Raw genomic sequence first — 20,045 nt, 5'->3', positions numbered from 1 at the left:
CTTGATCCTCAGCTAACTCCAGTGCGGTGACGGTGCCGGCGCGACGCCATGGCGCTGTGTGCAATCAGATCGCGAAAAATGTGCCGGTATGTGACCATGTTGACTGGGGGTGGTCATGCGGCGCTGGAAGAAGATCCTGCTGGTCGCTGTCTCAGGGGTGCTGGTCGTCGGTGGGGGCGCCGCGGCGGCAGTGCGGTCGTTCGTGCGGTCCATCCCCGACCGGCTCGTGGACAGCCAGATCCGCCGGCAGTACTCGACGCCGTCCTATCAGGGAGCCCGGCCACCGGACCTTTCGCCCTTCGCCGCCGAACTGGGCGCGGTCTCCGATGCGCAGCTCAGCGCCTGGGACAGCCAGATCGCCGGGGCTGACATCCGCGGACTCCGCGAGCAGATGGCCGCTGGCCGCCTCACCGCCGAACAGCTCACGTTGTACTACCTCAAGCGCATCGAGAAATACGACTCCGGCAAGCTGCGCGCCGTCCTCACCGTCAATCCCGACGCGCTGACCACGGCCAGGGACAAGGACCGCGAGCGGGCCGCCGCCACGCCGGGGCTGGGGGCGATGCATGGCATCCCGGTACTGCTGAAGGACAACATCGCCACCGGTGACCGCATGCCCACGACCGCCGGGGTGGCCGCGCTCCGCGACGCGCGCTCCGGCCGGGACGCCTTCATCGTCGCGAGGCTCCGCGAGGCCGGGGCGATCATCCTGGGTAAGACCAACCTCAGCGAGTGGTCGTACTACATGGACTCCGAGGCACCCAGCGGGTTCAGCGTGCTGGGCGGACAGACCCGCAGCCCCTACGGGAAGTACGACGTCGGCGGGTCGAGCTCCGGATCCGCCGTGGCCGCCTCGGCCCGGCTGGCGGCGGTGACAGTCGGCGCCGAGACGACGGGTTCGCTGATCTACCCCGCCTCGCAGAACTCGGTCTTCGCCCTGCACCCGAGCATCGGGCTGCTGAGCGGCGACCGCATCATCCCGATCTCCGGTGCGGTGGACACGGCGGGGCCGATAGGCCGTACCGTCCCGGATCTGGCCGTGCTCCTCAACGGGCTGCGCGGCCCCGGCGCCACCGGTGCCGACGCCGAAGCCGCCCGCTCCCTGGCGACGACGGACTTCACCACGTTCCTCAGCCCTGGTGGCCTCGGCGGGCTGCGGGTCGGGGTGCTCCCGTCCGGTGCACCCCGCAAGGGCGACCAGGAGATCAAGGACAAGGCGGTCGCGAACCTGAAGGCCGCAGGAGCGGTGGTCAAGGACGTCAGCTTCCCCGAGGACGAGGTCACATTCGTTTCCGACACGCACGGCGATGTGCTCCTGCACGACTTCCGGCGTGACGTCGACAGCTACCTGGCCGAGACCGGCGCACCGGTCGCCTCCCTGGCCGAGGTCATCGCCTTCAACAAGCAGGATCTCGCGAACCGGGCACCGTGGGGGCAGAAGCTTCTCGAGGAGGCACTGGGTGACCCGGGGCCTGACAACGCGGCCGAGTCACGGACCAGGGCCCGCGCGGCGATCGACAGCACGCTTCGGGACAACCAGGTCGACATCCTGCTGAGTCTCGCCAACAACGATTCCATCGTGTACGCCCACGCCGGGTACCCGGCCATCAGCGTGCCCGCCGGCTACCGCGCCTCGGGCGAGCCCCTGGGGCTGACCCTGATCGGCGGCTACCTGGACGACGGCAGACTCATCCGGGCCGCCTACGACTACGAGCAGCGCTTCAAGCCGCGCAAGGACCCAGTCCTCTGAGACCGCGATGGACGCCTGATCTCGGGGGTGCCCCTATGTTCTTGTCAAGGCAGTGGCCGGATGGTTGGACGCCTTGGGGAGTGCTCCGGCGGCGTGGGTACTGCGAAGGCGAGTACGTTGTTGGGCATGACGAGTGACTTCTACTGCGAGGAAGCCCTCAGCGGCCGTACTCCGGTGACGGTGGTTGCCGAGACCAGCGGGGTCTTAGCTTTTCATCACACCAGGCCGTACTGGCCTGCGCACATCGTTGTGGTTCCTAAGGTCCATGTTCCGTCTCTGGTGGACCTTGGTGGTGCTGATGAGGCACTGTTGCATGAGGTGTTGGCAGTGGTGCGCAGGGTCGCCGAGCAGGTCACCCGCGATCATGGCGCTTGTCGGGTCGTGACGAACATTGGCGAATATCAGGACTCCAAGCACCTGCACTTCCATGTGGGGGCGGGCAGCCCGCTGCGCTGAGCTGTGGCATCCACGGTGCGATCACACGGCTGGGCCCGGCGGTAGCTGCGGCGACCTGGGGCCGGAGTTCGAGAACTGATCCAGAAGGCGCCGGTCAGGCCACAGCTCGTCCGGCGAGCCTGTCATCGACTCGACCGGTCCTGGCTCGGTGCGCCGGTCGGGCTGGTCTCGGGCGAGCGGCGGCGGGCGAGAGCGAGGCTGGTCATGGTGGTGAACGCCATCGCGGCGATGCCGATCAGCGCTGCCGTGGTGTATGCGCTGTCGTTCGGGAAGAGATGGCCGGTGTCGGTGCCGGCGGCCAGGATCAGGCCGCCTATGGCGCTGCCCAAGGAGTACCCGACGCTGCGGACGACATAGTTGAAGCTCATGGCGCTCGACGTCTCGCTCGCTGGGGTGACGGCCAGGATGACGCCGGGCATGGCGGCCGCGAAGCCGCCGACACCGAAGCCCAGCACGCCTATTGCCGCGAACAGTTCGGCCAGGTTCGACCGAAGCGCCGCGAAGAGGACGAACCCGCCACCGACGACGACGGCGCTGCCGGCCACGAGGAAGGAGGCGTCGATCCGCCTCCGAAACGTAGGCGTGAGCTTGCCGGCGACGAACCCCATCACAGAGAACGGGACGAGGACCAGCCCGGCGACGAAGGTGGTCAGCCCGAAGCCGTAGCCGGCGCTGTGTGGCGTCTGCGCGTACCTGGTGATGAGTGTGAGGAGGAGGTACATGCCGCTCCCGCCGACGAACATGGCGATGTTCGCTCCGGCGACCGCCGGGTGCCGTACCGCCCGGACATCGACCAGGGGCGTCCTACTGCGCAGCTCGGAGGCGATCCAGCCGCAGAGGAGGAGCACGGCGACGATGGCGAGGACCACCGCCACCTCGAGGTGATGGCTCCATAGGCTCCTCTGACTCGCGAGGAAAAGGACGAGGGACAGACCGCCCGCCAGGAGGAGCGCGCCCGCCACGTCCACGTGGGCGGAGCGGCCATCCGGAGCTGCGGGCATGGCGCGCCACGCCGCCAGGAGAGCGATAGCGGTGACGAACAGGCCCAGGCCATAGGCGGCCCGCACCCCGCCGAACTCGGTGAGCAGCCCGGCCAGCGGGTAGCCGACGCCGGCCCCGATGATCGAGACCACCGAGATCAGGGCGATCGTGGCCGCGCTGCGCCCCTCGGGAAGATGGTCGCGGGCCACGCCCATCATGAGCGCCGTCAGGCCGAGCCCGACGCCTTGGGCCGCCCTGCCGGCGAGCAGCCCCGCGAACGGCAGCGGTAGCACGGTGAGCGCACTGCCGGCGACGACGACCGCCAGCGTCGCGAGAATGGTGGCTCGTCGATGTGGGCCGGCTCCGAGCCGGCCGAGGACGGGCGTGGCGACGGCGCCGCTCAGCAGCGTGATGGTCAGCGTCCACTGCGCGTTGTCGAGCGAGACGTGGAACGTGGTTGCCACGCTGGTGATGAGCGGCGTTCCCAGGCTGGCGACTGCCGCAACCACCAGGGCGATGAATATCTGGGAGGGGACCAGCAGTCGCGCCTCGGAGTGCTCCGGGGTGGTGCTCATCGGCTGGTTTCGGTCGTGACGTGTTCGAACAGGCCGGGACCTGTCACTGCTTCAGCCCTTCTCGGTCTTGGTTCTCGAGCGCTGCCAGATGCAGCAGCGCCGGAAGGGCTGCCACCAAGGCCTCGACCTCGTCGTCAGCGAGTTGGTCTATCAACCGCTCCAGCGCGTGGACGCCAGCCTGGCGCCGCGCCCGAACGTACGACGCGCCGGCCTCGGTCAGGCACACCAGCGTGACCCGTCTGTCGGACGGATCGCCTGTCCGCTCGACCAGCCCGGATTCCTCCATCACCCGAACCAGGACGGTCATCGCGGGCTGGGTGACACCCTCGACCGCGGCCAAATCGGTGATGCGTCGTGGGCCGGTCCTGTCCAGGGTGGCCAGGGTGGCGGCGGACGTGAGGCTCATGTCGCGGGGAAGACGTCTCACGGCCCTGGTGGCCAGTCCGTAGAGGGCTGACCCGATCGCCTCGGAAGCGCGACCACTGGCGTCTTGACGACTCATGATTGAAGCATAGCAGTTTTATATGAATGCTTTATGCATCCAGTGCCTGGACTCGAACCCGCCTTCGTGTCAGCCGCGCTGGGGGAGGCGGACGGCACGCGCGAATTGTGCGGCGCCGCCCAGGCGGATCAGGGTGCCGGACGCGCTGCTGTGTGTGCTGGCGGTGATCGTGGACGGTCTGCCGAGGTGATCGCCCATGTCGACCGCGATACTGGTGACGCCCTGAGCCGCGAGGCATGCGGCCAGACATGCGGTGCTGTTGGCGTTGGCGACATCCTCGGGGACGCCGATCGACGGGGCGAACATCCGGGCTGACGCCTGACCGTCCGCCTCGGGGCCTGAGTACGCGTAGCAGCCCAGCAGTCCGTAGCGGTCACAGGCTTGGCGCAGCGTGGCGAAGTCCGGACGGAGTTCGGCAAGCACGGTGCGCGATCGCACGGGCAGCAGGAGCCGCGGCCGGCCAGGTGAGGCGACACAGGCGCCGTCGGCAAGAGCTTCGCCCGTCAGGCCGAGAGCGGTCACGATCGCCCGGAGTTCGGACTCCCCGGCGTCCCGCAGACGGATCGGGCCCGGATCGAACGTGGCCATCAGGCCGTCTCGTTCTCGCCTCGCCCAGCCTTCGAATACGCGGCCTGTTGTGTGCAGCACGGCCCGGTAGTCGGCGCCGCCGTGGCGTAGGGCGAGAAGCGCCAGTGCCGCGACTGTGCCGTGACCGCAGGCGGGCAACTCGCCCTCGCTGGTGAAGAAACGGAGCCGGTACGACGGTCGCGCCCGATCGTCGCCGTCACCCGCGGCGATGAACACGGCATGCGAGGTGCCTGTCGCAGCGGGGATGCGCCGTCGCTCGGCATCGGTGAACGGCGCATCGTCAAGGACGGCGGTCGGACTGCCGCCCCGGCCCTGTCGCCGGCACGCGTCGATGATCGTCACGTCGATCAAGGCGTCACCTCCATCGGGTCGGCCGGGACGCTCCACAAGGTTCTGATGTCGCCCGTGGCCATGTCCTCCGTCAAGGCCTCGGCCACACCGGCCCGCGCCGCCGACACGGGGAACTCGGCGATCCTCATGGATGGCCCCTCAGCTCTCTCTCGGGTTGAACACGCGTGGGATTGTCCGCGTTCGGACATCTGGCCATCGACAATCCGCCGCCCGTCGGTCACCCTGCGCCCCTAATCTGTGCGCCGGTTGGATTGGTCTGGACCGCTGGAGGCACCGATGGGCATCGCGCGACGCAGGTTTCTGATCGGATCGGCCGGGGTGGCGGGCAGCGTCGCGCTGCCGGCGGCCTCGGCGGCGGCACCCGGGGCCGCGCCGGGGCCGGAGGTCGCGGTGGCGGGCACCGGCACGATCGCCGACGTGAAGCACGTGGTGATCCTGATGCAGGAGAACCGCAGCTTCGACCACTATTTCGGCACCATGCGCGGGGTACGCGGGTTCGGCGACCGCACCGCGATCTCGATCAACGGCGGCTACTCGGTGTTCAATCAGCCGAACTGGTCCGGTCGGCAGTACCCGTTCCCGCTGCGCGGCCCGTCCGGCAGCCCCGACCCGGAGACCCTCGCGCAGTGCCAGGGCGACCTGGCGCACGGCTGGTCGGACCAGCACTCGGCGTGGAACAGCGGCAAGCTGGACAACTGGCTGCCGGCGAAGGCGTACAAAATCGGGTGTATGGGTTTTATGGATCGCAAGGACCTGCCGTTCCACTACGCGCTGGCCGACGCCTACACCCTATGCGACGCCTACCACAGCTCCGGCCTGACCGCGACCGGCCCGAACCGCACCTTCCACTGGAGCGGAATGATCGACGCGGCCGGCCGATTCGGCTCCCCGGCCAAGGACGGCGGCGAGGAGTCCGGCCTGACCTGGCGCACCTACGCCGAGGAACTCCAGGACGCCGGGATCAGCTGGCGGGTCTACCAGAACGCCTCCGACAACTACGGCGACAACGCGCTGGCCTACTTCACCCAGTTCGCCAACGCCGCGCCCGGCACCCCGCTGCACGACCGGGGCATGGTCAGCGTGCCCCGCGTCTCCGGCAGCACCCCGGACGACATCCTGGCGGCGATCCGCGCCGACGTGCGTGCCGGCACCCTGCCTCAGGTGTCCTGGGTGGTCACCGACCAGGCCACCTCCGAGCACCCGATCGGCCCGCCGGTGAACGGCGAACGGTTCGTCAGCGGCCTCCTCAACGCGCTCAACGCCGACCCCGCCGTGTTCAACAGCACCGTCGTGCTGGTCAACTACGACGAGAACGACGGCTTCTTCGACCACGTGCCCCCGCCGGCACCGCCAGCCGGCACCCCGGACGAGTTCGTCGGCGGCACCCCGGTCGGGCTCGGCTTCCGGGTGCCGATGTTCGTCGTCTCCCCGTGGAGCCGGGGCGGCTGGGTCACCTCCGAGACCTTCGACCACACCTCCGTGCTCCGGTTCCTGGAAACCTGGAGCACGGCGATCGGCAAACCGGCCACCTGCCGGTACATCAGCGCGTGGCGGCGGGCCGTGTGCGGCGACCTGACCTCGGCGTTCGACTTCGCCCACCCCGTGTACGGCCTGCCGGCGCTGCCCACCCCCGGCGCGGCCATCTCGACGTCGTACTGCGGGCCGCTGCCCAACCCGTCGCCGTCCACCAACGCCCTGCCCGCCCAGGAGCCCGGCACCCGGCAGGCCCGCGCGCTGCCCTACCAGCCCACCGCGCACATCTCCTCCTGGGACTACGGCGCCGACGGCAGCATCCGACTGAACATCACGATGGCCAACGACGGCCCGCTGGCCGGGCACGCGGCGCACTTCGCCGTGTACGCCAACGCTTTCCGCAGCGGCGGCCCGTGGCAGTACACGGTGTCGCCGGGCCAGCCGGTGACCGACTTCTTCAACTGCGGCCCGGGCCTCGGCAGCGGCCGGTACGACTTCACCGTCGTCGGCCCCAACCGGTTCCTGCGCCGGTTGACCGGCACCGCCACCAGCGCGAGCCGCAACGTGGAGGTCCGCTCGCGGGTGGCGGTGGAGGCCGGCACCGGCAAACTCGCGATCTTCCTCGACATGGTCAACGGCTCGGCAGTGCCCGTCACCTTCACAGTGGCCGCCGCCAACTACCGCACCGACGGCCCGTGGACGTACACCGTGCCCGCCGGACAGACCGTCAGCGACTACTGGAACGCCGTCGCCTACACCAACGGCTGGTACGACCTCGCGGTCTCGCTGTCGGCCGACGGCACCTGGTCGCGGCGGTTCACCGGGCACATCGAGACCGGCGCGCCGAGCGTCACCGGCTGAACTCGGCCGCGCCGCAGGGGAGCGGTGGCCCACCAGCCGGTGGGCCACCGCTCGACGCGGGTTCGGCGGCGGCGACATACTCGACGAGCTCACCGCGACGACGACCTCCCAGGTCTGGTCAGTCGTTCGCGGCACGGTGCGTCACGAACGGCTCGACCCGCGCGACCTGGAGCCAGGCCGGTCCTGAACGGCGTCGCGGACACGGTGGCCGGGTCCGCGCTGCCGACGAGCCCGGACCCGAGGCCGGCCGCCCGGTACGAGTACTGGATGTTCGAGGGAATCCGCCCCGACATCCGCTCGAACCTGGCGCTGCACGTCACCTCCGAGCACAACGACGATCCCCTAGCGCTGAGCATGCTCGGCGGCAGCGAACACGCCATCAGCCTGCGCGGCTGCCGGGACTCCGTGCGCGCGGCGATCGCGCAGGTGGAGGGGCTCCGGGCGCCCTGACCACACCGGCCTGCCGGGCCCGTGCGCGGCAAACGGCCGGACGGGTGCGCGGTGCCGACCGTCCGCGCTCGCGGGTTACTTTCGTCGGCCCCGGTGTGGTCGATCGTCCATGTCGACCGGGCATGGCGTTCGCGGACGCTTGGACCACCCCTGACGTGCCGGCCGCCCGAGGTGGGCACGACCCCGACCAGGGCGTCCAGGGCGAGCGCGCCACGGGCTCCGCGACGTCGAACCACGGGAGACACACCGATGATCACCCATCCCACCCGACGGCTCCCGGCCGCCGTCGCTGTCACCGGACCCCGGCTCGGAGCGATCGATGTCGCCCGCGGGCTGGCCGTGATCGGCATGATCCTGGCGCACCTGGCGTTCGGCGGCACCGAGGTGTCGCTGTCGGATCCGGGCACCTGGCCCGGCCTCGTCAACGGCCGGTCCTCCATCCTGTTCATGACCCTGGCCGGGTTGTCCCTGACGTTCATCGCCGGCCGTCCGCGGCCACACTCCGGCGAGCGGCTGGTCAGGGCCAGGGTGCGCGTCTTCACCCGCGCCGCGCTACTCCTCGGGATCGGCGCGGCGCTGGACCTTCTCAATGGCGGCGCCGCGGTCATCCTCGCCGTCTACGGCGTGCTCTTCCTGCTCGCGACGCCGTTCCTGCGGCTGAGCGCCCGGTGGCTGCTCGTCTCGGCCGGGATCGTCGCATTGACCGGCCCTGTCCTGGCCAACCTTGTGCCGGGGCACGGCGGCGAGCCGCAGTCCGGATCGCTGGCCACGGCGGTGAAGGGCGTGCCCACTGACGGCGTCGACCTGCCGATCGCGGCCCGATTCGCGCTGGAAATCCTTTTCACCGGTACGTATCCCGCTGTCATCTGGCTCGCGTTCCTCCTCGCCGGCATGGGCGTCGGCCGCCTGGCCCTGGACAACCGCCGGACCGCCGGCGTCGTCTTCGGCGTGGGAGCCACGATCTCCGTCACCGGGTATGGCCTCGGCCACCTGCCCGGACTTCCCGACCCCCTCGACCGTCTCGCGACGTCCTCCCCGCACAGCGGCGGCTGGGGCGAGGTGCTCGGCTCGGGCGGCCTGGCGATCGCGGTGATCGGGCTCCTCCTGCTGCTGTGCCGGTACCGTGAGGTGCGGACCGCCACCTGGCCACTGGCCGCCCTCGGCTCGATCACGCTGACCGTGTACGTCCTGCACATCGCGTCCTTCCTGCTCCTGTCGCAGGAGGCACCCGAGCACGGCGCGGGCGAGAGTCCCTGGTTCGCCGCCGTCTCCGTCGCCGCCGCGCTCGCGTTCGCCGTCCTGTGGCGGACGTTCCGGACCAGTGGCCCGCTGGAGGGCGTGGTCACCTGGATCTCCAATCGTGCGGCGGACACCGGCCGGCAGCCGACTGCCGACACCGTGTTCGAACCGACCAAGCCGACCCCGGCCACGTAACCCGGGCTCCCGAGCGATCGGCGACGGCCAGGGTCATGGGTCCTGATGGGCATCGCCGGCTGGCCGAACGGCGTACGGGATATCTGCCGTTCGACATACCCGACCGGGCCGATCGGCAGACGACCCGGACCCGCCCGATCGACCAGCCTGGATTCACCCGCGACCGACCGGTCGCTCACCACACCGCAAGGAGTAACCCTCGATGCTCCGTACCCTCATCCGGGTCGCCGCCGTGGCGCTGGCCGTCGGCGTCGTCGCCGCCCCGGCCGCCGCCGCGCCGACACCCGACCCGCGACCGTCCATCGTGGGCGGCACCCGGGCCGCCCAGGGCGAGCTCCCGTGGATGGTCCACCTGTCCATGGGCTGCGGCGGCGCGCTGTACACGCCGCAGCTCGTGCTCACCGCCGCGCACTGCGTGGACCGCACCGGAGCCGACACGTCGATCACCGCCACCTACGGTGTCGTCGACGACCAGGACCCGTCGGCGATCAGCGTCCGGTCGACGTACGTGCACCAGGCGCCGGGCTACAACGGCACCGGCAAGGACTGGGCCCTGATCAAGCTCGCCACCCCGATCGCCAACCCGCACCTGCTCCGGCTGAACACCGACCCCGCCAACGACTCCGGCGTCTTCACCATCATGGGCTGGGGCGACACCTCCGACGGCGGATCGAGTTCGCGGTACCAGCTCAAGGCGCAGGTGCCGTTCGTCGACGACGCGAGCTGCAAGGCCGCCGGCGGGAACTACTCCGGGCTCGTCGCCGCCGAGGAGATCTGCGCCGCGTACCCCCAGGGTGGCGTCGACACCTGCCAGGGCGACTCGGGCGGGCCGATGACCAAGCAGGTCAACGGCGAGTGGCTGCAGATCGGCGTCGTGAGCTGGGGCGACGGCTGCGCCCAGGCCGGCAAGCCCGGCGTGTACACACAGGTCTCGCACTTCGCCGCCGACATCTGGGCGGCGGCCGAGGCGCTCGGCGGCGGCCCGACGCCCGGCCCGACCCCGACGCCCACGCCGACTCCGACCCCCAACCCGAACCCGACCGGGTGCGGCGTCTCCGTCACCGGCACCGCCCCCGTCTCGATCCGGGACAACCGGACCGTGACCAGCCCGGCGACCGTCGCCGGCTGCGCGGGCAAGCCCTCGGCCACCGCGACCGTCGCGGTGACCATCCGGCACACCTGGCGAGGCGACCTCACGCTCCGGGTGATCGCGCCGGACGGCTCCAGCGTCCTGCTCGAGGACTTCGACCGGGTCGACAGCCGGCACGACGTGGTCAAGTCGTACACCGTCGATCTTTCCGGGAAGACCGGGAACGGTACCTGGAAGCTGTCGGTCCGGGACTCCGCGACCCAGGACACGGGCACGGTCGACTCCTGGAAGCTGACCCTCTAGGCATCCAGCTCACAGGGGTCGGGTCCGGGGATATCCCCGGACCCGGCTTCCGGGCATGCTGTGGCGATGACCCGGCGAGCGGAGACCCGATGCTGCGCCTGACCTGCCAACACCAGGGGTCGAGGGGAGAATCAAGGTCGCCGGACCGTCGTTGCGTGAGGAGAGTGGCGACGGTGTTTTGTCAGGGGTAGGAGTTAGCGTGGCCCGGCAGGATCGTCCATTGGCTGGGAAGGTTGTCATGAGGCTTCTCCTCACGGACTCGGGCATCACGAACGCGAGCATCCACGACGCACTCGTCGACCTGCTCGGCAAGCCGGTCGCAGAGTCCAGTGCCCTGGTCGTCCCTACGGCGTTGCACGCCCAGAAGGGCGGGGCCGTCCTGGCTGCCCGCGCGATCAGCGGAGACCTGGCGCCCATGGCCCAGTTGGGGTGGAAGTCCCTCGGGGTTCTTGAGCTGACCGCGTTGCCCAGCATCGGTGAGGAGCTCTGGGTCCCCATGGTCCGGGAGGCGGACGTCCTGCTGGTCGAGGGTGGCGATCCGATGTTCCTGTGCCACTGGATGCGCGAGTCCGGCCTGGCGGACCTGTTCCCGACGCTCGACAACATGGTCTATGTGGGGCTGAGCGCCGGGAGCATGGTGATGACCCCGCGGATCGGGGAGGACTTCGTCCGCTGGAGCCCGCCCGGGGGCGGCGACCGGACGCTGGGCGTGGTCGACTTCGCGATCTTCCCGCACGTGGATTCCCCGGGCATGGCGACCAACACCATGGCCCACGCCGAGAAGTGGGCCGCGACGATGCCGATGCGGGCGTATGCCATTGACAGCGAGACGGCCATCAAGGTGACCGACGGAGACGTCGAAGTCATCTCCGAAGGGAACTGGAGACTGCTTAACCCCTAACGACGCGAGGGATGTCTGGTGGCGCTCGGCGAATCCGCCGCCTTGGGCACGCCATCTCTGGTCGGCATGGAGAGACCTGCACGGGCCATGCATTTCGAGGTCGCGGCCAGTAGGGTGTCAGATCCGGACGTGTCCAGCGGGGAATGCCCCATTGGCCTGGAATATATGGACCAGTGGATTCGACCATGATCTTGCGGCGACCCACAATGGACGGCATGGACTGGGGCTGGCAGGAGAAACAACACCGGATCGGTCAGCTCATGGACCAGATCATGCCGCTGATGACGGCGGGTCGGGCCGCTGACGCCGTGCCCGTGCAGCGGGAGGCGCTGGGGCTGGCCCGGGAGCTGGTCGTGGCGCGGCCGGACGACGCCACCTTCCGGCAGGGTCTGGCTTCCATCTTGTACGGGATGGGTTCCACCCTGACCGACGCCGGCCACGCCGATGAGGCGGTGCGCCTGCTCGACGAGTGCCAGGCGATCTACGAACAGCTGGCCGTGCCGGAGGCGTACATGGCCGACGTGTGCGCGCGGCGGGCGCGGGCGTACAGCGTCGCGGGTCGGGGAGTGAGCGCCGTGCTCGACGCCGATGAGGCGGTCGTGCGGTACACGCGGCTCGACGCGCGGGACCCGGACGGCGCGCACGCCCTGGATCTCGCCCGGGTGCTCACGCTGGCGGCCGTGGTTCAGCACCGCGTCGGCGATCAGGACCTCGCGGTCGCCGCCGCCGACGAGGCGATCTTCGCCTACACCCGTGGCCCGGCGGTGCCCAGGACAGGCCCGGTGGACTTCCATTATCTGATGATGGCGCTGGAGGTGGTGGCGGAGGCGCACACGATCGCGGGGCGTGCGGCGTTGGCCACGGACGCCGACGACAGCCTCATCTCGCTGCTGGAGAACCGGGGAACCGGGCAGGTGGCCGGTGCTCTCGCACGCCTCGGCCTGCGTCAGGGAGATCCCGTGCTGACCGGCCGGGCCAGGGAGATCGACGCCGCCGGTGCGGCGGAGGCGGTGGCGAGGGTGACCGCCGCCCGGCTGCCCACGTTCGCGGACGCGCTGACGGCGGCGGGGATCGGCGCGCTCTTCCAGGACCTGGTGGCCAACGCCCAGCGGTCGCCGACCCAGTCGGGCCGGGTCAACAGCGACCCACGGCTGGCGCTGATGAACGCCTCGGCCCTGGCCCCGCACGCCGTGCGGATGCTCGACGGGGAAGCCGTGGACCCTGGCCCCGGGCTGCGGCTCGCGCTGGAGACGCACTACCTGTTCGTGTTCGCCTCCAAGGGCGGCGAGGCGAACCTGCGGTACAACTTCAGCGCCTTCGGCCCGGACTGGGCCCGCGTGGTGTCGGGCGCGGCCAGCGCCTTCCACCGCAGGGGGGACACCGCGCTGGCTCAGGACCTCACGGGCTGGCTGGCCGGAATCACCCTTCGACTGGAGCCGTTCCTCGACGGGGACCTGCGGGAGCTGTACGACGCCTGCCACGCGGTGATCGGGACGGTAGGGCTACCTCGCTAAGGGTCAGGCCCCCGTCGCCGGCCCGGCCACGATGTGCGCGAGGCCGTCGAGGATTCGGTCTAGGCCGAAGTCGAACGCGGCCTCCGACCGGTGGTCGAACCCGTCGAGCCCGCCTCCCGTCAGGATCCCCACCAGGGTCGGGAACCGGCCCTCCTCGGCCCAGCGGGGCACCAGCATGGGATCGAGGACCGGCCCGCCTTGGTCGGCGGGGAACTGGGCGCTGCCGCGGACGTACCCGTTGATCAGGAAAACGGTCTTGAAGGCCGCGACCGGCGCCAGGCCCGTCGCCGACAGCGCGACCAGGGCGGTCTCGGTCCAGGCGACCTCGTTCGGGCCGAGCACCCGGGGGGCCGTGGTGAGGGGCAGTAGCCACGGGTGCCGGCGGAACATGTCGCGGGTGCCGTGCGCCCAGGTCCGCACGGCCGAACGCCAGTCGGCGGGGTCGACGGCCGGTGGCTCGCCGAGTGCCGCGTCGAACATCACGGCGACGAGCTCGTCCTTCGTTCTGACATAGCGGTACAGCGACATGGTGCCCGCGCCGAGCCGGCTGGCCAGCCGGGCCATGGACAGCGCGACCAGGCCCTCGGCGTCGGCGAGCTCGATGGCCGCCGCCACGATCTGGTCCCGGCTCAGGCCCGGTTTCGGGCCCCGGGCCGGCCGCTGGCGGTCGCCCCAGAGCAAGTCGCTGTGCTCGGTCGTCAACTCGTGTCCTCTCCGGAGCTTCCCATCGGACTGCGTATGGCATACGCTGAACTGAGTACGGGGCACGCAGTTCTCCAAGGGGAGAGAAACACCATGACACAACTGACCGAACGACCGCCCGTCACCCCGGCGGTCAGTTGGTGGCGCCGGCCCTGGGTCGCGCCGCTGGCGGTGCTGACGCTCGCGTTCCTGGCGTTCTCGCTGCCGCCGTACCTGAGCCTGGATCCCGCCCAGGCCCGGCTGCCGCTGCGCGCGGGCTTCCCGGCCCACTACGCGGTCCTGCTCGCGCACATCGGCTTCGGCACGGTCGCCCTTGTCACCTGCGGGCTGCAGGTCTGGCCCTGGTTCCGCCAGCGGCATCCGGCCTGGCACCGCAGGGCAGGCAGGGTCTACGTCTTCGCCGGCGTGCTGCCGGCCGGTCTGACGGGGATCGTGGTCTCGATCGTGTCCCACACCGGGTACGTCGGCCGGATCGGCAACCTCACCCTCTGCCTGGTGTGGTTGGCGACCACCTTCCGGGGCTACCGGACGGCGCGCTTGCGCCGGTACGCCGACCACCGCCGCTGGATGGTCCGCAGCTTCGCCCTCACCACCTCGATCGTCGCCAACCGGGTGTGGATCGTGGCCCTCATCATCGGCCTGAGCCCCACGGTCGACAGTCACTACGGTGGCGACATCAACCGGATGATCCCCGAAGCCGCCCAGGCCGCCATCTGGTTGAGCTGGGTGGTCAACCTGGTGCTCGCGGAATGGTGGCTGGAGCGTACCCGGGTCCGGCGGTCCGTCACGGGTCGCGACAGGACGGCGCCAGAACCCACTCCTGCGGCGACGGTTTCCCTGACAGGCTGAGGAGTCCGGTACCCGCATCATGGCGGTGGCTTGTTGACCGCCGCGCCTGACGGGCGTCAACGTGCCCCCTTGACGCCGGGCCGGATCACCTCTAGGTTCCGAGTCATCTGATGTATTCGATGATTGACTCGCAAAATATCCATGATCAACGGCAAATTAGCGGCAGACATCGGATGTATGGGACCGGCCTTGCGCCGCTGTTCGTGACTCACGACCTCTCCGAGAGGACTGTCCCCTCATGCGTACCCACCACCTCAGCAAGGCCGTCTGGGGGCTGGCGGCCCTGGTCGCAGGCCTGGCCGTGCAGGCCGTCCCCGCCGCGACCGCCGCGACCGCCGTCACCCTCTACGCCAGCACGACCGGCTCGGGCACCGCGTGCACCCAGGCGGCACCCTGCGCGCTGGCGGGCGCGCAGAGCGCCGTGCGGGCCAAGCTCGCCGCCGACCCGGGCGCCGACGTGACGGTCCTGCTCGCCGACGGCACCTACCGCCTCGCCGACACGTGGAAGTTCGGCGCGGCCGACTCCGGCAGCGCGGGTCACCCCGTCAGCTGGCGGGCCGCGGCGGGCGCCACGCCGGTGATCTCCGGCGCGACGAGGGTCACGGGCTGGACCCAGGACGGCACCACCGGTGCCTGGAAGGCGGCCGTCGCGGCGGGCAGCGAGACCCGCCAGCTCTACGTCGACGGCAAACTCGCGCCGATCTCCGGTGCCGACCGCTCCGCGCTGGGCTGGAACGGCACGTGGACCGGGTCGTCGACCGGGTACGACATCAGCGCCGACAGCACGGCCATGGCCTGGTTCGGGGCCCGCACCGCCGCGGAGGTGGCCGGAGTCGAGTTCGACTACCCCGGCGGCAACGGCCCGTGGACCGAGTCGCGGTGCCGGGTGGCGAGCTTCGCCGGGAGCATCGTCACCATGTCCCAGCCCTGCTGGACCAACGTGACCAACCGGGCCTCGTTCAGCCAGGCCAGCGGCGGCCTGCCGTCGATGGGCGTGAGCACCAAGCCCACCCGGGTGACCAACGCGAGGAATTTGCTCAGCGCTGGCGAGTGGTACCTGGACCGGGCGGCCAACACCCTCTACTACCAGCCCAACCCGGGGGAGCAGGTCGCCTCGCTGGACATCGAACTGCCCCGGCTGGAGAAGCTGGTCCAGGGTGCGGGCACGCTGGCGAACCCGCTGCACGACCTCACCTTCCAGGGCCTGCAGTTCTCCTACGCGACGTGGAACGACCCGTCCCGCCCGTACGGCTTCGCCGACGTGCAGAGCAACCTGCGCATGACCGGTGGCCGCGACCAGGGCATGTGCACCTTCGCCAGTCCGGCGGGCACATGTCCGTGGGGTTCGCTGACGCAGCCGATGGGCAACGTGGCTTTCACCGCGACCACCAACCTCAGCCTGACCGGCAACCGCTTCACCAACCTGGGCGGTGCGGGCCTGAGCGTCATGTACGGCGCCAAGAACACCCTCATCCAGGGCAACGAGTTCACCGACATCGCCTCGACAGCGCTGCTGCTGGGCTGCACCTACGACCCCACGCCGCTGAACGCGCCGGAGGCACAGGGCATCAAGGACCACTGCACCCCCGACCCGGCCGCGGTGTCCGGTGACACCATCGGCACCAACGAGATCCTGACCGGCACCACCGTGTCGAACAACGTGATCCACCACATCGGCACCGAGTACTCCTCCGCCTGTGGCATCACGCTGCTGTTCTCCCGCGGCACCAAGATCAGCAACAATCTCCTGTACGACCTGCCCTACACCGCCATCACCGCCGGCGTCATCCAGGGCCACGTCGACAACGCCGCCCACCCGCAGAACTCGACCAACATCAACGAGAACAACGAGATCAGCGGCAACATCATCCACGACTACCTGTCCGTCCGCTCCGACGGTGGCGCGATCTACGTCGAGGGCCACCAGGCCGGGTACCGCTACCAGGCCGACGGCACCACCATCGACCCCGCAGCAACCCTCGCCAACGGCCTGCAGGTCAAGGGGAACGTAGCGTTCGACGGCCGCAACACCAACTTCACCTACTACGACGACGCGGGCTCGGAGTGGATCAACTGGGCCGGAAACGCCGCGTTCAACGCCGGCCAGTACTCCCAGGGCGGCTGCGAGGCCACCGGCCACTTCTGGATCACCGGCAACTACTTCTCGTCCTCGGTGGAGAACTACCACTGCGCGAGTGCGGTCGACTCCCACGCCAGCGGCAACACCACCATCCCGGCCACCCCCAAGCCCGGCGACATCCCGAACAGCCTGCTGACCGCGGCCGGGCTGACATCGGCGTACCTGAACCTGGGCGGCACGCCCGACGTCGAGTACATCTCCCCGACGACGAACGCGACCCAGGTCCTCATCGCCGGACAGGGCTTCACCTCGACCACCCCGGTCTACGTCAAGAACGTGCCGGTCACCGGGACGCAGTTCCTGTCAGGCGGCTTCCTGGTGGTCCCGATCCCGGCCGGGACGGTCGCCGCAGACATCCGGGTCGGCGACGCGGGGCCTGCGACCAAGGGCCGCGTCGACGACACCGACAGCCGCATCGCCTACACCTCCTTCGCGACCAACGGCAACCGCGGCTTCGGCGACTACAACAACGACATCCACTACGCCACGGCCAACGGCGCCACCGCGAGCCTGACCTTCTCCGGCACGGGCGTGGAGGTCTACGGCGAGCAGTACACCGACCAGGGCACCCTCGGCGTCAGCATCGACGGCGGAACCCAGGTCGTGGTCAACACCGTGCCGACCGACGGGCAACGCCACGCCAACGTGGCCGTGTTCCGGGAGGCGAACCTGCTGCCGGGGACCCACACGATCGTGGTGACCAAACTGTCCGGCCAGTACGCCGTCCTCGACGGCTTCGCGGTACTGGACACGGCGGTCCGGATCGACGACACGGCAGCGGGCATCACCTACAGCGGGTTCGCCCTCCAGGGCGGCCGGCCCTACGGCGACTACAACGGTGACATCCACTTCGCCACGGCGAACGGCTCCACCGCGAGCCTGACCTTCACCGGTACCGGCATCCAGGTCCATGGCGAGCAGTACACCGACCAGGGCACCCTCGGCGTCAGCATCGACGGCGGAACCCAGGTCGTGGTCGACACCGTGCCGGCCGACGGGCAACGCCACGCCAACGTGGCGGTGTTCGGCAGGACCGGGCTCAGCCAGGGCACCCACACGATCATCGTCACCAAGCTGTCCGGCCAGTACGCCGTCCTCGACGGCTTCACCACACTCGGCTGACGCCCGGCGGTGGCACGCGCCGCCGACAGTCCCAGGACGCACGCGGTCCTTGCGACCCTGGGACTGTCGGCGGACGACGCGGCGCGGGTGGCCCGGATGCCCACGCGCACCACTCGGAGATCGAGGGCTTGACAAGCTGGGCCATTCTGGGGCATGGACACAGGCCAGAGTGGATGTATCGCCGCTATACCTGACATCGTTACCATCCAGTAGTGACTATCGACGTGCGAGCGGGCCGGCTTCGCGCTGTGCTGCGGTCCAAGCCTGCGGTGGCGGTGCTGGCCGCCACATGTCTGGGCGTGGTGGGCCTGGCGATCGCCGGCCGGACTCCGGCCGCCCCCGGATTGCAGTTCGCGACGGCCGGGCACTGGGTGTACACCGACTCCCTCGGTGCCGCGTCGCACGTCGACGGCTCGACCGGACAGGTGGACGCGCGGGCCCGGATCCCAGGCGCCGAGGACGGCAGCCAGGTGGTGCAGGGCGACCGGTCCGGATACGTGGTCGGCCGCTCGAAGATCAGTATCTTCGGCAAGTCCACGCTCAGCGTGGAGGGTGCGGCCACCCCGCCGGCGAACGAGCAGCCCGTGGTCATGGAGATCGCGGGCGGTCCGTACCTGGTGTACCGCAACGCCGGCCAACTGGTGCGACTCGGCGACCCGACGGCGACCATGCCGGCGGGGGGTCCGGTGTCCGGGCCGGTGGCCACGCGGGACGGCACGGTCTGGCTGCACCGGATCGACTCGGGCGCGCTGTGCCAACTGGCTCGCGGCGCGCAGCGGCTGAGCTGCCCCGCCCAGGTGCCCGCCGGGCACTCCGGCGCGTTGGCCGTCGTCGACGACCGGCCGGTGTTGCTGGACACGACGGCCGCCGCCCTGCGGGCCGTCGACGGCGCGGGCCTCGGCGAGCCGGTGCCGACCGGGGTGGAGCTGTCCGCCGACGTCGAGGTGGCCAGCGGCTCCGTCGAGGGCCGGCTCGTGGTCACCGACCCGGCCCGGCACCAGTTGCTGCTGATCGACACCGCCGGGCTGGACCGGAACCGGCCCGCGGCCAGGACGGTGACGGTGGACCTGCCGAAGGACACCACCTTCAGCCGGCCGGTCGCCGCCGGGAACACCGTGGTGCTGGTCGACGAGACCCGGTCAGAGGTGTCCACCTACGACAGCCGGGGCACGAGGAAAGGCACCAAGCACCTGCCCAGCGGTGCCGGCAAACCCCGGCTCAGCAAAGGCGAGGACGACCGGGTCTACGTGGACAACGCCGACGGGTCGCACATGGTCGTGGTCAACGGCGGCGACGGCTCGGTGCTGGAGGTCAACGTCGTGATCGCGACCCCGTCCCCGGCCGCGCAGGCACCCCCTCCCGTGCCGCCGGCCAGCGGGGCGCCCGCCCCGCAGCCGGGCGCCGGACAGCCCGGCGGAGAGCCGCCGGCGAGCGTGCCGGGCGCGCCAGGCAACGTCCGGGCCGTCGGCGCGGACCGGTCGGTCACCGTGAGCTGGGCCCCCGCGGCCTCGAACGGGTCGCCGGTGAAGGGGTACGTGCTGTCCTGGTCCGGCGGTTCGACCAGGGTCGGCGGGGCGCAGACGAGCGCCACTCTGACCGGGCTCGCGAACGGCACGTCATATGTGATCACCGTGGCGGCCGAGAACGCGGTCGGCCGCGGCGCGGGGGTCAGCGCCAGCGCGAGGACCCCGAGCCCGCCGCCCACGGTGCAGGTGCTCGGCGTGACCTCGCCGAAGTTCCTCACCTACGTGACCACGGTGAACGCCGACGGCATGGGACTGGACGCGACCTGCCAGGCCACCATGCGGGGGGTCAGCGGCGCACAGACCGGCTGGGTCCCCTGCGGCAACGGCAGCCAGATCACGATGAGCTTCACATCGGCGATGATCATGATGCCTGTGACCATGGACGTCACGGTCAGGACCGGGGCGGGCACGGCCACCGGCAGCTGGACGGGCACTCCGTGAACGACCGGCGGCGGATGACAGGGAGACCGCCGTGGG

Annotated in this window: 16 protein-coding genes; 11 read left to right on the top strand and 5 right to left on the bottom strand. The window is 70.4% G+C overall.

All coding sequences use genetic code 11. The features are described 5' to 3' along the window. Positions 1 to 115: 115 nt before the first annotated feature. Positions 116 to 1,750 (top strand): amidase family protein, encoded by a 1,635-nt coding sequence (locus tag IW245_RS10325; protein ID WP_197002955.1) that lies wholly within the window; start codon positions 116 to 118, stop codon positions 1,748 to 1,750. A 126-nt stretch (positions 1,751 to 1,876) separates the two neighbouring features. Continuing rightward, positions 1,877 to 2,206, top strand: coding sequence for an HIT domain-containing protein (locus IW245_RS10320; RefSeq protein ID WP_197002954.1), 330 nt, complete (start codon positions 1,877 to 1,879; stop codon positions 2,204 to 2,206). Positions 2,207 to 2,328: 122 nt separating this feature from the next. On the opposite strand, the gene IW245_RS10315 is transcribed toward IW245_RS10320, so the two are convergent. From IW245_RS10315 to IW245_RS41555, 4 genes are all read right to left on the bottom strand, one after another. Then, entirely contained in the window at positions 2,329 to 3,762 is a 1,434-nt protein-coding gene (locus IW245_RS10315) for an MFS transporter (protein ID WP_197002953.1), read from the bottom strand. Between the two features lie 43 nt (positions 3,763 to 3,805). Continuing rightward, positions 3,806 to 4,264, bottom strand: coding sequence for a MarR family winged helix-turn-helix transcriptional regulator (locus tag IW245_RS10310; protein ID WP_231398745.1), 459 nt, complete (start codon positions 4,262 to 4,264; stop codon positions 3,806 to 3,808). A 69-nt stretch (positions 4,265 to 4,333) separates the two neighbouring features. Next, complete coding sequence (locus tag IW245_RS10305; RefSeq protein ID WP_233472398.1) at positions 4,334 to 5,194, bottom strand: PhzF family phenazine biosynthesis protein; 861 nt, start codon at positions 5,192 to 5,194, stop codon at positions 4,334 to 4,336. A gap of 5 nt (positions 5,195 to 5,199) precedes the next feature. Next, positions 5,200 to 5,331 carry a hypothetical protein gene (locus tag IW245_RS41555; protein WP_267919845.1) on the bottom strand — a complete coding sequence of 44 codons (132 nt, stop codon included), beginning with the start codon at positions 5,329 to 5,331 and terminating at the stop codon, positions 5,200 to 5,202. A gap of 148 nt (positions 5,332 to 5,479) precedes the next feature. On the opposite strand from IW245_RS41555, the gene IW245_RS10300 reads away from it, so the two are divergent. From IW245_RS10300 to IW245_RS10275, 6 genes are all read left to right on the top strand, one after another. Further along, positions 5,480 to 7,537 (top strand): phosphocholine-specific phospholipase C, encoded by a 2,058-nt coding sequence (locus IW245_RS10300; protein ID WP_197002951.1) that lies wholly within the window; start codon positions 5,480 to 5,482, stop codon positions 7,535 to 7,537. A gap of 24 nt (positions 7,538 to 7,561) precedes the next feature. Continuing rightward, complete coding sequence (locus IW245_RS42150; protein WP_307788877.1) at positions 7,562 to 7,987, top strand: poly-gamma-glutamate hydrolase family protein; 426 nt, start codon at positions 7,562 to 7,564, stop codon at positions 7,985 to 7,987. A 249-nt stretch (positions 7,988 to 8,236) separates the two neighbouring features. Beyond that, positions 8,237 to 9,421 carry a heparan-alpha-glucosaminide N-acetyltransferase domain-containing protein gene (locus IW245_RS10290; RefSeq protein ID WP_197002949.1) on the top strand — a complete coding sequence of 395 codons (1,185 nt, stop codon included), beginning with the start codon at positions 8,237 to 8,239 and terminating at the stop codon, positions 9,419 to 9,421. Between the two features lie 202 nt (positions 9,422 to 9,623). Further along, on the top strand, positions 9,624 to 10,814 hold the full coding sequence (locus IW245_RS10285; protein WP_197002948.1) for a trypsin-like serine protease: 1,191 nt from the start codon (positions 9,624 to 9,626) through the stop codon (positions 10,812 to 10,814). Between the two features lie 238 nt (positions 10,815 to 11,052). Then, positions 11,053 to 11,715 (top strand): Type 1 glutamine amidotransferase-like domain-containing protein, encoded by a 663-nt coding sequence (locus IW245_RS10280; RefSeq protein ID WP_197002947.1) that lies wholly within the window; start codon positions 11,053 to 11,055, stop codon positions 11,713 to 11,715. 215 nt (positions 11,716 to 11,930) lie between these two features. Continuing rightward, on the top strand, positions 11,931 to 13,229 hold the full coding sequence (locus tag IW245_RS10275) for a hypothetical protein (protein WP_197002946.1): 1,299 nt from the start codon (positions 11,931 to 11,933) through the stop codon (positions 13,227 to 13,229). A gap of 3 nt (positions 13,230 to 13,232) precedes the next feature. Here IW245_RS10275 and IW245_RS10270 read toward each other — a convergent pair whose 3' ends face one another. Beyond that, positions 13,233 to 13,931, bottom strand: coding sequence for a TetR/AcrR family transcriptional regulator (locus tag IW245_RS10270; RefSeq protein ID WP_197002945.1), 699 nt, complete (start codon positions 13,929 to 13,931; stop codon positions 13,233 to 13,235). Positions 13,932 to 14,024: 93 nt separating this feature from the next. On the opposite strand from IW245_RS10270, the gene IW245_RS10265 reads away from it, so the two are divergent. From IW245_RS10265 to IW245_RS42145, 3 genes are all read left to right on the top strand, one after another. Next, positions 14,025 to 14,780 (top strand): DUF2306 domain-containing protein, encoded by a 756-nt coding sequence (locus IW245_RS10265; protein WP_197002944.1) that lies wholly within the window; start codon positions 14,025 to 14,027, stop codon positions 14,778 to 14,780. A 238-nt stretch (positions 14,781 to 15,018) separates the two neighbouring features. Next, a complete protein-coding gene (locus tag IW245_RS10260) occupies positions 15,019 to 18,042 on the top strand; it encodes a hypothetical protein (protein WP_197002943.1) in 3,024 nt (1,007 codons plus the stop codon). Positions 18,043 to 18,254: 212 nt separating this feature from the next. Beyond that, a complete protein-coding gene (locus IW245_RS42145; protein WP_197002942.1) occupies positions 18,255 to 20,009 on the top strand; it encodes a fibronectin type III domain-containing protein in 1,755 nt (584 codons plus the stop codon). Positions 20,010 to 20,045 lie beyond the last annotated feature (36 nt).

It is taken from the genome of Longispora fulva (assembly GCF_015751905.1).
GTDB lineage: Bacteria > Actinomycetota > Actinomycetes > Mycobacteriales > Micromonosporaceae > Longispora > Longispora fulva.
Note: the sequence above shows the minus strand (reverse complement) of the source record. Positions and strands in the feature narration are given on the sequence as shown.